Source organism: Reinekea sp. (genome assembly GCF_046710285.1).
Classification (GTDB): Bacteria; Pseudomonadota; Gammaproteobacteria; order Pseudomonadales; family Natronospirillaceae; genus Reinekea.
On record NZ_JBKEGY010000001.1, the window covers coordinates 31,380 to 46,641 of the forward strand.

Consider the following 15,262-nt stretch of genomic DNA (forward strand, 5'->3'; position numbering starts at 1 on the left):
ATTTGACCCCCATTAAGAGGTCATCGCATATTGAGTTTTAGTTTGAATCGGCCTATGACACTAATCTAGGCTCGGTCAACCAGTCTAACACAGTCAACCTCAGACCGGGATCCTTAAACACCGATCGAACGCTAAATGACTATTGGGGCTGGTAGTTTTAGTCTAGCTTGATTAGCCTATGCCTTTTTACATGAAAATATAGTGAACCAAATGGCAAATGTGATCTCTGTTGAGAACCTAACCAAGCATTATGGATCTGCCATTGCGGTCGATCAGTTAAGCTTTGCGGTAGCTGAAGGTTGTTGTTTTGGCTTATTGGGGCCAAACGGCGCAGGCAAGACAACGACTATTGAGATGTTAGAAGGTATTTTACCGCCAACCTCAGGAAAAATATCCTTATTTGGAAAACCTGCCAAAAAGTCGGTCTATAAGCGAGTAGGGGTGCAATTTCAACAGACGGCACTGCAAGACTTTCTTACCGTAAAAGAGACCTTGCAGCTGTTTCATGATTTATATGACAAGGCCATGCCATTACCAGAACTCATTGAATTATGCGCGCTAGAAGATATCCTCAAGCAAGATGCCCGCACATTGTCTGGCGGGCAGCGGCAGCGGTTGCTGTTAGCCCTTGCCTTAGTTAATTCGCCAGATCTGGTGTTTCTTGATGAGCCAACAACAGGTCTAGACCCACAAGCTCGACGCAATTTTTGGACTCTCATTGAGTCAATAAAAGCCCAAGGTAGAAGTATTGTTCTAACAACACACTACATGGATGAAGCGCACATTCTCTGTGATGATATCGCCATTATGGACCAAGGACGAATAATTGCTCGTGGCGCCCCTTCAAATTTATTAGCCGAGCACTTTACTGGTGCGGTTGTCTCTTTGCCTATCGAGAACGCAATCGAACTTAATATTGATCATCAGCAAGTGCAGGGTAATTATGAAATAGCCACCGATACCGTTGATGAAACTATTCAATGGTTAATAGAGCAGAAAATTTCCTTACAAGGCTTACAGGTGAAGCGCCCCAACTTAGAGGACCTATTCTTGAAACTGACAGGGCATGCATTAAGGGTATAGTGAATGAAACGTATGTTAGCGGTCTTTCATGCCCGCAATAAAGAATTTTTCCGTGATCGCAGTACACTCATTTGGAATCTCATTTTCCCTTTTTTGCTGTTGTTTGTGTTTTATTTCGCCTTTGGGCAAAGCCAGCCGTTATTTAAAGTTGGTGTTATTGCCATAGAAGACGGTTACGTGGCTCGGCCACAATTTATGGCGGTTAAACATATTCAGTTTATACCTTATCAGGATATTGATGTTGCAGTTGAACGTTTACAGCGACATCAAATAGACCTGGTCATCGATATTGATCAACAGTTTTATTGGGTTAATGACGAAAGTAGCCAAGGTTATATCGCTGAACAATTACTGTCTAAAATAGACCCGCATTATCAACGTAATATTGTTCGTGGTGATGCTATTCGTTATGTCGACTGGGTACTACCAGGTATTATTGGCATGACCATCATGTTCAGTTCATTGTTTGGCGTAGGCTATGCGATTGTACGCTATCGAAAAAATGGTGTGCTTAAGCGGTTAAACGCAACGCCTTTAACTGCGATTGAATTTATCAGCGCCCAAGTATTATCGCGTCTTGTTTCAGTTGTATTTGTCAGCAATATTTTATATTTCGGTGGTCGTTATATTTTATCGACGGTGATGATCGGCAGTTACGCACTATTGCTAATAGTCATGGTGTTAGGAGCATTGTCACTGATCAGCTTGGGGTTGTTAGTTGCCAGCCGATTGCGCAGTGAAGAGTTTACCGGCGCCTTAATTAACATGACAACTTGGCCGATGATGGGCTTATCTCAAGTTTGGTTCCCACTTGAAGGTGCGCCGCATTTTATAAAGGTTATTTCTAACGTATTCCCGTTAACTCATATAGTTGAGGCTATGCGCGAAGTCATGATAGATGGTGCCAGCTTTATGCAAATTAGCGATCATCTGAGTATCCTGGCAGCGATGACCCTCGCATTTTTATTGCTTGGCTCGATATTGTTTAACTGGAACTCAGATGGTCGTTAACACTCTATAATTGATCAAGTCCTGACCGGTCTATGCCATGGAAGTCTTCAGCAATGGCCTCTTCGGGACCGACTAAGTCATAGTGTTTTAATGATTTCAAACACAACTGATACCCTTCTTCTATCATTTTGTCTGCAAGATGATAGTCGAATAAACCACCGAGAGTGTAAGGCACTTCAATCAAGATATCGGGCATATTTGCCGCTAGTTTCATGTGAGCCATGGTATTCTGCATAGTCTCTATACTTCGGTTAATTAACTCAACGGTTGAAAACTGTCGCTCTTGAAAGGAACCACCCTTATCTTCAGAACCCCACCGATCTATAAAGCGTTTAATTGCTCTATGGACAGTGTTTCTGTCTGAGGCATCTTTAGCAGCGTTGTCAACCTCAGGATCTAGGTCAGGTGCTAGTGGGTTGCGTTTAGCATTGAGGTTCACGGCTAAGGTAATGTCTGTTACATATTTCATTGAAGCGGCAACGGGTACTGGGTTTAATACACCACCATCCACTAAATACATGTCACGATAATAATGGGGTTTGAATACAGAAGGGATAGAAATAGACGCGCGAACAGCCTCGTATAAACTGCCATCGGTAAACCAAACTTCTTTTTGGCGCACTAAGTCTACCGCAACCGCGGTAAAGTCGATGGGAAGCTCTTCAATGACTCGATCTTTTACTAAAGATTCTAAGGCGTCCATGAGTTTATCGCCTTTAAACAAACCCCCGCCACTAAAGCTAAGATCTAACAGGCCGAGGACATTTTTACGATCTAAAGCGGTTACCCAGCTTTGTAATTGGTCGAGTTGGCCTGCGGCATAAAACCCACCAACCATTGCGCCAATACTAGCGCCCGCGATGTTCTTAATTTCATAACCTTGATCTTCTAAGCAACGAATAACGCCAATGTGTGCCATACCGCGTGCGCCGCCGCTGCCCAAAACTAGAGAGACAGTTTTTTTCTTTTTGAGCATTGCTTTTACCTTTGAATTTTTGCTTGATTAACCTAGCCGAATGCCGCACCGAGCTCCCACATTGGGAGGAAAACACCGAGAGCTAAAATCAAAACCATGAAACCCATAAATACCAGCAAGATAGGTTCAAGCGATTCAGCGAGTCGTTTTAAATCGTATTCAACTTCTTGGTCATAAAAATCGGAAATGTCAGTTAACAGGTCGGAAACGTTACCGGTTTCTTCTCCGACGGCGATCATCTGAAGAATGAGCGGGTTAAATAAACCACTTGATGAGGCGGTCGATAATAATGATTCGCCACGTTCAATCCCTTTCAGCATCCCCTCAATGCCCTGACCGATATATTCATTGCCAACGGTACGAGAAGATACCTTAAGTGCTTGCAGTAATGGCACGCCCGCACTCAGCATCATCGCAAGGGGGCGCGCAAACCGGCCTAAAGCGATACGCTCAAATACACCGCCCAAAATAGGTATTCTTAACACTATTTCATCCCACTTTAATAACCCATCGGGTGTTTTTTTCCAGTGTAGAAATGCGTAGCTAGAACCGATGACGACAATAGCGATAAGCCACCAAAACGTTATCATGAAGTCAGATGTTGCAATAAGTATGATTGTCGGTAATGGTAGGTCGGCACCTAGTTTTTCAAAAATAGTAGAAAAAGCAGGGACAACCATAACATTGATAATGACTAAGCCAATCGCCATTGCGATGGTCACGATCATAGGATAACGAGTAGCCGATTTTATTTTTTTACGAGTATCTTTTTCTAATTCTAAATGGCTGATCAACTGTAAAAATGCGGTATCCAATCGGCCTGTAGACTCACCCATTGCAATCATAGAAACAAACAGTTCGCCAAATATTTTTGGATGAGCGCGGAATGCGTTAGACAACGAAGAGCCTTGGGTTAACGTCCGTGAAATATCGTGGAGAATTTCGCCTAAAACTTCAGAGCGTGAGGCATCGGCTAACCCGTTAATTGCCCTAATTAGAGGAATACCTGAGCGGGTGAGAGCATACATTTGTCGGCTGAACATTATAAGCTCATCAATGCCGACTTTCTTTTTGGCAAATAAACCAGATAACGCTTCATCGAGCCCAGAAGTCTTTTTAGAGTCTTGTTTAGGCTTACCCTTTGCCGGCTCAATCAATGTAGGGATAATGCTGAGCCTCTTAAGAGACGTAAGCACCGCAGATTTAGATTGAGCTTCTAAAATGCCTTGGACAGGCTCTCCATTTTCATTGCGCCCTCGATAAAAGAAATTAGCCATTTGTTTCACCTAAGTGCTCAACGCCAATATGTGGGCGATCACCCTCAAAGTCATCTAAATCGATTGAGATACGGAAAACTTCTTCTAAATCAGTAATACCTTGCTCGGCATATTCTAAAGCAAGCTCTTCCATTGGTTTAAAGCTCGCATTTTGTCGTGCCGCTTGAATGAAACCGTTGTGATCTTGATCTCTCAGGGCAACGAGCATGGCGTCATCAAGTTCGAGCCACTCGTAAACCCCGACACGCCCTTTATAACCCGTGTTGTTGCACTGATAACAACCTTCGCCAGCAAAGAAAGGAGTATGTTGAAACTTTCCGCCCACCATATTTTGTAACCACATCTTTTCACGTGTATCGGGTTGATGAGGTTTTTTACAGTCTTGGCAAACTTTACGGACAAGGCGTTGAGCTAAAACACCGCGTAATGCTGAGGCAACCATGTAAGGTTCAACACCCATATCTGCTAGGCGTATCGCACTGGAAACAGCATCATTGGTGTGTAGCGTACTCATGACCATGTGGCCGGTCATTGCGGCACGTACTCCAATAGAAACGGTTTCTTGATCTCGCATCTCGCCCACGAGAATTATATCAGGGTCTTGCCGCAATGCGGTGCGCAGTACACTCGCAAATGTTAAGTTAATTTTAGCATTAACCTGAACTTGGTTAACGCGACTGAGTCGATATTCGATAGGGTCTTCAACGGTAATTATTTTTCGTTTAGGTGTGTTTAACTTAGTCAAAGCAGAATAAAGTGTTGTGGTTTTACCGCTACCCGTTGGGCCAGTGACAAGAATTAAGCCATGTGGGCGTTCAATCATCACTTCAAAGCGATCTTTAATCTCTTTAGGCATGCCTAATTCACTAAGACCAAGTATCCCAGCAGATTGATCCAGTAGACGCATTACCACTGACTCGCCATATTGGACCGGCATGGTCGAGATACGAACGTCAACCGAGCGGCCTTTAATCCCGACGTTAAAGCGACCGTCTTGAGGCAAACGCTTTTCTGAAATATCTAGGTTAGACATAATTTTAAGGCGCATCACTAATGCGGAAGCAACGCGCTTTTCTTTAACGACTTGCTCTTGCAAGACACCGTCTACGCGCATACGAATACGGAAAACTTTTTCATCGGGCTCTATATGAATGTCAGAAGCAGCGACAGCGATGGCGTCCTCCAGTACGCTTTGCAGTAACCGAACCACGGGTGCATCTTGTAAATCGGTTTCATCGGCTAGGTTTGCAATGTCGAAGTCACTTTGAGACAGCTCATCGTCGAGTTGCCCCGCCAAGGATTCAATTTCACTTGTGTTGCGGTAAACAACATCAAGGGTCGCCAGTAATTCTGATTCTCGGACGATGGCGGTGGTTACATCTTCTTTAAGGGCTTTTTCGACTTCATCAACAGCCATTAAATCAAGTGGGTCTGCCATGCCGAGTAAGTATTTGCCGTCTTTTTTGCTGAGCAACAAACAACGAAAACGCCGCGCGATATTTTCGTCGAGTAAATGCATGATGTTGTTATCGAGCTGATACTGCCGCAACTCAATAAATGGAATTCTAAGGTGGCCAGACAATGTTAAGAGTAATTGTTGCTCTTGTATGAGGCCCATGTCTACAAGGACTCGGCCCACTTTTTTTCCAGTAATTTTTTGTTCTTGTAGAGCTAGGTTTAACTGGCCTGAGGTAATAGAGCCGGTTTCAACCAATAGATCACCTAAACGAATTCTCTTTCGAGGCGTCGCATCAGTCGGGGTTAAGGTGGTCATTTACGGTTTAACTCCTGTAATCGCGTTTTAGCAAAGTCGATCAATTTTGGATCCTTGCCTATCGCTAAATATATTTTATAATTTTCGATTGCCTCTGGGATGCATTGGCTCGCCTCTTGGGACTTAGCTAACAAAATATACCAAGAAGACTTAACTTTATCTTTGCTTAAGAGGCGTTGATACCGAGCAGAGGCTAGCAAATGTTTACCGAGAATTTGATCGGCCAAAGACAGTAGCTCAAGCGTTAGCGTATCGCCCTGATGGTGATCTAGATTACGGCTTGCCCATTGATGGATTAGCTCAACATGGCCCGTTGCTAGATATAGCCAGCACATGCATTGCATTGCAGCGACCGAGTTTTCGAAGCTTTCTATGGTCTCTAACAAAATAATTTCTGCTTCTGCAGGATCACCCATTTGGGCCATCTCCAGAGCTAACAAAACAGCTTGTTTTTCATCGCTATGGCGAAACTCCAGCTGGCTTTCAACAGGCGGAGGGATCTCAACAGGTAGGAGACCATTAGAAATATCTATTGTCGAAGTGATTTCTGTATCTGTAATATGAAATTTTTGTTCATGGCCCGTTGGTTTAAACTCAATCACTTTGGCTTGTTCAGCCTTCAGCTTACTCACAAGAGCTTTACCTCTAGGCGCCAAGCCTTTGGTAATAAATAACGACATTATTTCGTTATATTCTAGCAGCCCGCTTTTAACCAATAAATTACGAAATTGTGAGACGGTTGCATCTTTAGGCATTTGGTTAAATAGCAGGTCTAATTGCACTTGATCGACATTGGCGTGCTCAGATAGTATTGAATATAAAGCTACTGCTTTCATTTAAGACCCCCCTAGCGCACGAACTCGTTGTTGCGCGAAAGTAGTGAGTGCTTCGTCTTCATAATTGAAGTTTCTAATGAAAGCTTGGTACAGATCGAGCGATCTTGCCAGTTTTCCACTATTTTCAGTATTCACTGCCCACATTAAGAGCCATCGTCCACTTTCGGGCTCTCTTTCGAATAACTCAGAAAATTGAGCGCTCGCAAGCCCAAAACGCTTAGTTTTCTCAAATAGAATACCTTTTAGGGCTAACGCTTCATTTGATTCGAGTTGTGTCAACAACGATTCGGCAGAACTATACAATTGGTTAGATAAATAGATGCGTGCAAGCCATAATCTAGGTGCTTCATCTTGTGGTGCCCCACCAATCCATTGCTTTAGGACGGCTTCAGCATGCTCAATGTTTCCATCGGCTAGATGTTGTTCAACCTTTGACTGCCAATGTTTTGCACTGACGGTGACAACATCAAGGGTACTCTCGGCCTTAGGTTCTTCCGCAACCTTCGCGATGTCAGCGACCTTTGACTGTTGTGCAGCAGGCTTGGACTTGATTATTGGTTGGGTGTCGACTGTTGCTTCTGGACTAGGCGGCGAACTAACAGGGTTAGTCCTGGCCGGGCTGAACGTGGATGAGCGAGTTGCGACACTTTCAACCACCGCCGTTCCATTGTCTATAGGTGAAGATGTTGACTCACTCTCTAGAGTGGCGCTCTTTGGCGCAATAAGTGACTCCGCCTGAACCGGTGTCGTCTCAATTCCCTGAGCTTTACGACTAGACTCTTGCACTGCTGGCTCAGGGATAGTGTTGAGCGTTTGCTGTGATTCAATTATCGGTGTTTGACCGGGCATAGGCCAAAACACGACGACTGGAATAAGTACCAAAAAAGCCCCGGCTAGAAACCAATAAAAAATAGACCCTTTGGATTTCTTTTTAGGACCCCCTAGGTTGGAGGCTAACGGGTTGTAGTCGTTTCGATTGAGTGGCTCAGCTGGGGTATTGGTAGCCCGTTGCAGAGCTTGATGAATAGCGCTCATAGCAGCCTCCAAACAACAGTGGCGACAAGAACAACGAAGGCGGCGCCAGCAGCAAAAGGTGCTAACGGCAGCTTCGTTCGAGCCGTATCGTTAGTTGCAAGCGCGACATGCGTTAGCTCAACTTGTTTTTTTTGGTCTGCGTAGGCTGCCATCATTGATTTATGAGCCAACACATTTAGCATCCTAGGAATACCTTCTGCTGCTCTGTGTAGCTTTTTGATGGCTGAATTGGAGAATAAGTCATGGCCATTATAACCGCACTGCAAAAGCCGGAACTGAAGATACTGCTTAGCTTCGGTAACTGACAAAGGAGATAAGTAATGGGCAAAAGTAATACGTTGCTTTAGCTGTCTAAATCGATTCTGATTTAACAGCTCATCGAGCTCTGTCTGACCAAAAAGAATAATTTGCACGAGCTTTCTTTCTTCAGTCTCTAAGTTACTAATGAGTCTGAGTGCCTCCAAAGTCGCTGGCGGCAGCGATTGTGATTCATCTACGACAATCACAACGCCTTTGTTTTCGTTAGCTAGAGAAAGAACTCGTTCATTAATGTGTTGCAATAATGCATCGTCGTTACGTTTTTCTGAAGCGTCTAAGCCAAGCTCTTGACCCACAGCTCGGTATAGCCCAACCGGCGATAGCATAGGGTTAGGGATATATACCGTATGAAAACGATGCTCTGTTGCCTCATGCGCTTCTAAATAACGAAGCAGCTTACGGCACAAAATAGTTTTACCTGTTCCAACATCACCGATGACTTTTAGAAACCCCTCACCGCTGTCGAGCACATGAGTCATCAAATTAAAGCACTGCTCATGGCTGGGCAAGTTAACAAACAACCCAGTATCAGGCGTTAGGCTGAAGGGCTGTTTTGAAAGTCCGAAGTGACGCAAGTACATACTATTGAATTCTTCCTAGCACATCGTCAATATCATTCAGGCTGGTGAATTGGTCATAAACGGTTGGTTTTAATAAAATGACTAACTCACTCTTGCGAGTTGCTTTGCGCTCTTGCTGAAAAAAGTACTTAATGAGTGGGACCTTTGAGAAAAAGGGTAGCCCTGTGTTGCCATTATCTTGTTTTTGCTGAAGCAAGCCACCAATGACAACTATTTGTCCGCTTTGCGCACGTATAATACTGTCTGACTCACGAATATTAGAGTAGGCAAGCGGTAGCGAATAGCTCTGATCACCGACATTAATAACTTTCGTACGCTCGACGACTTCTGTAACAGAAGGGCGAACGTGTAGTGTTACGCTGTCATCATTTGAAATCTGAGGCGTCACATCTAAAGCAATCCCAGAAAATATCTTTTCAAGATTAAAGGGAGCACCACTCGATGTGGTTGTATTGGTTTCTGAATTGGTAATATCACTCGATGCACTGGTCGCAAAGTAATCATCGACGCCAACCTTTATCACCGCCTTTTGATTATTGATGGTTGAAACGCGAGGGCTAGAAAGAACTTGGACATCACCTTGATGGTCTAGCAGTTGGAGCATTGAAGTAAAGTTATTTATACCTAAGTTAATATTGAAAACCCCACCAACATCGCCAAAGCCAGGAACCGTGTTGCCATCTAGTGAGAGTGAGCCGCTGCCATTTCCGTTTGCGAAATTGCCATCAAGTATGCTCCAGTTGATACCAGACTTAAATTCGTTGTCTAAAGTCACCTCAACGATTTTAGCTTCGATGATCACTTGTTTTTGTAAGGTCAGTTCTGCATCAGTTAAAAAACTATTGATGGCGTTATGCTCAATAGAGGATGCTCGAACTACTAGCAAGCCAGTTTGTGGGTTGATGATAACATTGTCGTTTTCATTGCTGGTGCGGATGAAACCTTGTAGAGAGGTTTTTAAATTATCCCAAAAGCTGTCAGAGTTGCTTTCGCCATTGATGCTGGAAACGCTACCGGTAGTTGTTTTGACGCGGTTTGTACTGTTGTCTTCGCCATTGCCAATGTTGGTATTTGATTCACCGGAACGTTCAACATTTAGGTAGTTAAGTTTGTAAACACGAGTGGATATTTGATTCGGAACGACTCGGTAACCATAGCTCGTTTTCTCAAAGTCATAACCATAGCTGTCACGCAACGCAGCCAAGGTTTGTCTAAGTGTTACTCCACGCAAAGACAGGGTAATGTTATTTGTAATGCCAGGATCTAGTAATAAGTTTACCTGCTGGCTTTTACCTAGGTCAGCAAAAAAAGCCGCAGCTGGGCGATTATTCGCTTCAATATCAATGCGCTTCAACGTAGGCGCTTGATTGACAGCCAGCAAATCGTTGGTCAGTGTTAGTGGAGATTCAACACTGGGCCGAGGTTCTGTTTCAGTTGCTATGGCATTTTGTCTTTCTGCTGCAAGCGCCGCACGGGCACTAAAACCCGTATCGGTTTCTGCTGTTTGTGTATTCGCACAGGCTACTAGTAGCGTAGCACTCAGTGTGTATGCAGTAATTCTGAGTAGCTTATTCACTCGGGTAATCCTCGGTCGACGGAACAATTTTAAAACTGCCCGGAGATTTTAAATAAAGAGTTCGTTCTGAATTGCCTTTAATTAGCAAAACGTAATCGGCTTCAATTTGGGCAACGCGATAACCATTAATTAGATCATTTAACGTCAGTTGTTGCTTATTTATATAGGCATAACGAAGATCACCGATAATTGAGATGTCGGATAAACTGAAATAGGTAACCTTCGGTTTGGCAGTTGTAGTTGCTGTACTCTTTGGTGCCGCCATATTATCAGGGCGCATCGGGTTAGCTTGAGCTAAAGATACAGAAAAACAAAAACTAGCCGCTAGAGCAATACAAAACTTAAACATTTAACCACTCCTCTTGCCGGCTTAGGGTATGAACCTTTAATCTAAATTCAAGCACAGGGAAAGATTGTGTTTTGATGAGTAAATCGTCCCAGAAGAGCTCCTCGGGAAGCTCTTCTATTTTTTCAAGATAAGAAACAAAGGCCTCAAACTCACCTGTTAGCGCAATTTCGATCGTGTGCTGATAAAAAATGGTTTCAACATCGGTGCTCGATTGTAAGCGCTTTGCGGGAAGCACATTAAAACGCTCTAGTGATAATTTATTTTGCTCGTTGAGCAATTGTTTTATCACTGAAGCCATACGCTCAGGCGTAATTAATAAGCTGGCAATTTTATCAATGCGGCCATCTAACTCAGATATAGTGTTTTCTAACTGCTGGTTACTATTTTGTAGGGCTATAATTCTAGGGTTGCTGACCGCAGACTCTAAATTCTTGAGTGTATCTTGATAGGCTGTCGCTTCATTCTTATAGTTATCCACTTGTGAGATAACCGCATCATGTTTATCGAGACCCGAAAGGATAAGTACACCTTGGGCTACCAGTATAACAAGTGCGAAAATAATGATTAACAACAAGTAGCGCTCGCGAAGCGACAAGCGTTCTAACTGTAGGCGTACTTTATAAAGGTTCTTTGCAAACATTATTGAACCCCCAAGGCATTTAGGTTTTTATCGTTGGTTAAACCGAATCGCCATAGCTGATTTTGTGCTACTTCTTTTTCTACGCTCAGTTGCTGGATAGTGATGCCTTTAAAGTCAGATTGACCAAGTTGAGCCAAGTATTCTGGAATCAACTCAGGCGTTTGTGCGAAGCCAATTAGGTTGAAGGAGCGCTTACCGTCTTTAAGTTGAATGGTATCTAACCACAGACCTTGCACATCGTAATCAGATAACTGTAACAACGGCCGAGTGAAGCCCTCAATAGCATTTTCAAGTTGGTCAGCTAAATCTTGCAAGGTGGTGCGACGGAGATTGAGTTCATCAGTTAATACAATGTTGCGCTGCTCTAATTGGTCTTGATTATGTAGTTTTGGGTGTAGCTTTTGATAAGCTTCCAATGCGGCTAATTGGTTTTTTGCCGTTTGTTGCCACATCGCTTTCTCTTCTAAATGTTGAGCGCGAGTGTCATAAGCACTGAAAACCCACAATGCTGCACAAACTAATGAGACGCAAAAGATAAGTATAAAAATAGGTAATTGCACTGGGCCATAACCAGGGAGAAGGTCACTGGAAACTAGGTTTACTTGTTTTGTCATGCTAACGCCCCTCGGAACGCCGTTCCTGCAATACCCAATAATTGGCTAGGTTCGATATTCTCATCCAATGAGGTAAAGTTCATGAAATCGGAGATGTTAATCGGTGAGAAACGCATTCCGAGTTTTTCGGTTAATTTGGTTGATAAACTAAGGTGCTCAGGAAGGCAAAGTAGTTGTACTTCAGATATAGCGCCTAAGCCGAGCTGTGATTCGTAGTAGTCAAACGAGCGGCGCATTTCTAAAACAAGTGTTTCAAGTTGAATATCATCTTGCTCGTTGTCTGATTGAGTGAGTTCTAGCTCGCCATCTTGAAAAGTGCCTTCTGAGGCAAGCGTTGATAAGCCCGAATCAAAGGTCCGTGAAAGTACCATCTCGCCTTGAAAGTTTAATATCAAGCGACCGCGGGTGCTCTCAATGTGAAATATTCCAGTTTCACTGAAGTTTTGTAAGTGGACCGCTAGGTTGCGCAGTTGAGTGTGCTCCACATCTATAGTGTCGATACGGATGCCTTTTTGTACTAGGGCCATAGACCACTCGCGTAGAGGTTGTTTTTTAGTTGCAAGAATAAAAGCCATTTTCATACGACCGCGATAAGCTTCGCTGGGCAACTGGATAACATCTAAAGCAGCGTCTTCTATATCGTACTGAATTAAATCAGCGGCTTTGAATCTAATGGCTGATTCAATTTCCTCATCGGGTACGTCCGGGACATCAGATAATAGTAATTGATATAAACTGTCTGTTAACAATAAATTGATGCTACCTTTCATGTGTTGCCTAACCCATTTAACATGATTAGCCGCATTATGAAGTGGGTCTTGGGCGGCTTGATGAGCCAGAATTTCTAATGATGGTAGTTTACCGGCATCTGTACGAGTTCGAAACACGGTCATGCCGAACGCTGATAGATACAGCCATTGTTGAGGCTTTTGTTTGGTACTGACTTTTTTTAACATCGCTCTGATTAATCCAGCTACTTGATGATTATTTACATAATTCAAGTAGTTTAGCAACATATCAACTTAACTGCCTGAGTTAAAAGTCTTTTAATAGCTAAATTTAGCGGATTTCTTACTATTTTAATAAAAAATTAAGTTTTTATGCCATAAAAAGTGGAACCAGATGTTTCGTTGTTTTTAAAACGCAGGGTTCCAGTTACTTTAGGCTAGTCAACAGGGTGTTATAGTGCAAACAAAAACCTGAGCGGTGTTAAATTTTTTTTATTTAAAAGCAAAGCTAGATTTAGTTTTGGAAAACCTTAGTGTTAATTAACTTATCAATTTGATCAATCTAACTAAATGTCGAGCGATCCAATATAGTCTAATTGCCGCCAAGCTTCGTAACTAATAATAGCGACTGCATTGGATAAGTTTAAGCTGCGATTGGATTCACGCATGGGTATTTTAATTCGGTTTTCAGGAGCAATGCTGTTCATCACATCTGGGTGTAGGCCATGAGTTTCTGCACCAAATAATAGAATATCATCCGTGTGATAATTGACATCAGAATGGCTGCGTGTGCCTTTTGTCGTGCACGCAATAATGCGCCTATCGCCAACAGCGTCTTTGAATGCAGCGTAGTTCGGGTGAATGGTGACATTGGCTAAATCATGATAATCCAAGCCAGCACGACGTACTTTTTTTTCATCCAACGAGAACCCGAGTGGCTCAATAAGGTGTAATTTACAGCCATTGTTCGCGACTAAACGAATAATATTGCCAGTATTTGGAGCGATCTGTGGCTCGAAGAGCGCAATTTCAAACATAAAGACTAATCTTTTGACGGGTGTTGGCTGTGCATTTTATCTCAGATCAGCACCTGTCGGTATCTAAAGTCACTCGAAATGGATGTTTTACGAAAGAAACCTAGCGGATCACATTCTAGTTGCAGGCATTTTAGGTAGCGCAACAGCCGTCAATGCCATTGCGTGAGGTCTATTACGCTAATTTGTGAGTGGTTGGCAGGCTTTTGGTAACGCTGTACCAATATCACCGAGCGCCGCAAGAATCAGAGGTCGCTTTAGAATAGGTGACTTGTTAATAAGTTGCATGCCCGCATTGCGCACTAAAACACTGGAAGCCCCTTGCTGATCAAAGCCACGCTTTAAGGCTTCCATTAAGCCCGTAACTACATAGGTATGGCTTTTACGTTGGCGTTGATAGCGCCGCAGTACATGCGGGTGCGCTAAATCAATATTTTTATCTTTTGCTCTTGTTAACTCTTCGCCCAAGGTGGCGGCATCGAGAAAACCAAGGTTTACGCCTAAGCCTGCCAATGGATGGATGGTATGGGCGGCATCACCAACAACGACAACGCGACCTTGAAAATAACTTTGCGCATGTTGAGCGGTTAAAGGGAATGAAAACCGAGCATCAATATGCTCCAGTTCACCTAGCGAATGTTCAAAAGCTTGAGACAATGCCTTTTTAAAATCATTGTCGTTCATGGCCAGTAATTGCTTAGCTCGCTCTGGCTTGGCCGACCAAACGATAGAGCTAACGTTATTGGCACCGTCGCGAGTTTTCAATGGCAAAAACGCCAGCGGACCAGATTCTAGAAACACTTGCTGGGCGCAGTTTTGGTGGTTCAATTGATGCTTCACAGTGGTAACAATGGCCTGGTGCTGGTAATCCCATTCATTGGTTTGAATACCTGCAAATTGCCGTACGGGTGAGAATTTTCCCTCTGCAGCAACGATGAGTGCAGCCGTTAAGCATTCACCGCTTTCTAGGTTAACACTCGCATTTTGCGCAGTATTATTAAGGCTTTCGATCTGTTTTGAGGTATACAAATCGATAAGGCTTTGTTGATAAACGCACTGCCACAATGCATGAACAATATGATTGTTTTCGATAATGTGGCCAAGGTGGCCGGTCTGTACATCAGCCGCAGTAAAGTTGAGTTGTGCCGAGCCAAGGCCGTCCCAAACATGCATTTTCTGGTAGGAGCAGAGTCGCTGAGTAGGAATTTCTTGCCAGGCTCCGATGCTGTTAAGAAAGCGTTCACTGGCATGGTTTATAGCACTGACTCGAGGTGAATATTGACCATCGTTTAAGCTTGGTGATGGTGGCAGGTTTTTTTCGATAAGCGCCACGCGCAGTCCTTGGTTCGCACAGGTTAAGGCGAGTGACAGACCGACCATACCTCCGCCGGAAATTATAATATCGTGTGTAAGATTAGGCTCAGTCATGG

General features: G+C 43.5%; 15 protein-coding genes. 2 read left to right on the forward strand and 13 right to left on the reverse strand.

Annotated elements, in window-relative coordinates; all coding sequences use genetic code 11:
- Positions 1 to 210: 210 nt before the first annotated feature.
- Entirely contained in the window at positions 211 to 1,083 is an 873-nt protein-coding gene (locus ACI882_RS00165; protein WP_411743437.1) for an ABC transporter ATP-binding protein, read from the forward strand.
- 3 nt (positions 1,084 to 1,086) lie between these two features.
- Positions 1,087 to 2,094, forward strand: a complete 1,008-nt coding sequence (locus tag ACI882_RS00170) for an ABC transporter permease (protein ID WP_411743438.1) — start codon at positions 1,087 to 1,089, stop codon at positions 2,092 to 2,094.
- 4 nt (positions 2,095 to 2,098) lie between these two features.
- On the opposite strand, the gene ACI882_RS00175 is transcribed toward ACI882_RS00170, so the two are convergent.
- From ACI882_RS00175 to ACI882_RS00235, 13 genes are all read right to left on the reverse strand, one after another.
- A complete protein-coding gene (locus ACI882_RS00175; protein WP_411743439.1) occupies positions 2,099 to 3,070 on the reverse strand; it encodes a patatin-like phospholipase family protein in 972 nt (323 codons plus the stop codon).
- Between the two features lie 32 nt (positions 3,071 to 3,102).
- Positions 3,103 to 4,347, reverse strand: coding sequence for a type II secretion system F family protein (locus tag ACI882_RS00180; protein WP_411743440.1), 1,245 nt, complete (start codon positions 4,345 to 4,347; stop codon positions 3,103 to 3,105).
- Positions 4,340 to 6,121 (reverse strand): GspE/PulE family protein, encoded by a 1,782-nt coding sequence (locus tag ACI882_RS00185; protein ID WP_411743441.1) that lies wholly within the window; start codon positions 6,119 to 6,121, stop codon positions 4,340 to 4,342. The genes ACI882_RS00180 and ACI882_RS00185 overlap by 8 nt, the downstream gene beginning before the upstream one ends.
- Positions 6,118 to 6,957 (reverse strand): tetratricopeptide repeat protein, encoded by an 840-nt coding sequence (locus ACI882_RS00190; RefSeq protein ID WP_411743442.1) that lies wholly within the window; start codon positions 6,955 to 6,957, stop codon positions 6,118 to 6,120. The genes ACI882_RS00185 and ACI882_RS00190 overlap by 4 nt, the downstream gene beginning before the upstream one ends.
- Positions 6,958 to 7,992 (reverse strand): tetratricopeptide repeat protein, encoded by a 1,035-nt coding sequence (locus tag ACI882_RS00195; RefSeq protein ID WP_411743443.1) that lies wholly within the window; start codon positions 7,990 to 7,992, stop codon positions 6,958 to 6,960. It lies immediately after the preceding gene.
- Positions 7,989 to 8,891 carry an ExeA family protein gene (locus tag ACI882_RS00200; protein ID WP_411743444.1) on the reverse strand — a complete coding sequence of 301 codons (903 nt, stop codon included), beginning with the start codon at positions 8,889 to 8,891 and terminating at the stop codon, positions 7,989 to 7,991. Before ACI882_RS00200 ends, ACI882_RS00195 begins: the two co-directional genes overlap by 4 nt.
- A 1-nt stretch (position 8,892) precedes the next feature.
- A complete protein-coding gene (gene mshL, locus ACI882_RS00205) occupies positions 8,893 to 10,467 on the reverse strand; it encodes a pilus (MSHA type) biogenesis protein MshL (RefSeq protein ID WP_411743445.1) in 1,575 nt (524 codons plus the stop codon).
- Positions 10,460 to 10,816 (reverse strand): hypothetical protein, encoded by a 357-nt coding sequence (locus tag ACI882_RS00210; protein ID WP_411743446.1) that lies wholly within the window; start codon positions 10,814 to 10,816, stop codon positions 10,460 to 10,462. Before ACI882_RS00210 ends, mshL begins: the two co-directional genes overlap by 8 nt.
- A complete protein-coding gene (locus ACI882_RS00215; RefSeq protein ID WP_411743447.1) occupies positions 10,809 to 11,456 on the reverse strand; it encodes a hypothetical protein in 648 nt (215 codons plus the stop codon). The genes ACI882_RS00210 and ACI882_RS00215 overlap by 8 nt, the downstream gene beginning before the upstream one ends.
- A complete protein-coding gene (locus ACI882_RS00220) occupies positions 11,456 to 12,070 on the reverse strand; it encodes a hypothetical protein (RefSeq protein WP_411743448.1) in 615 nt (204 codons plus the stop codon). The genes ACI882_RS00215 and ACI882_RS00220 overlap by 1 nt, the downstream gene beginning before the upstream one ends.
- Positions 12,067 to 13,026, reverse strand: a complete 960-nt coding sequence (locus ACI882_RS00225) for a hypothetical protein (RefSeq protein WP_411743449.1) — start codon at positions 13,024 to 13,026, stop codon at positions 12,067 to 12,069. The genes ACI882_RS00220 and ACI882_RS00225 overlap by 4 nt, the downstream gene beginning before the upstream one ends.
- A 338-nt stretch (positions 13,027 to 13,364) precedes the next feature.
- Positions 13,365 to 13,835, reverse strand: coding sequence for a tRNA (cytidine(34)-2'-O)-methyltransferase (locus ACI882_RS00230; RefSeq protein WP_411745595.1), 471 nt, complete (start codon positions 13,833 to 13,835; stop codon positions 13,365 to 13,367).
- Between the two features lie 177 nt (positions 13,836 to 14,012).
- Positions 14,013 to 15,260, reverse strand: a complete 1,248-nt coding sequence (locus ACI882_RS00235; protein WP_411745596.1) for a UbiH/UbiF/VisC/COQ6 family ubiquinone biosynthesis hydroxylase — start codon at positions 15,258 to 15,260, stop codon at positions 14,013 to 14,015.
- Positions 15,261 to 15,262 lie beyond the last annotated feature (2 nt).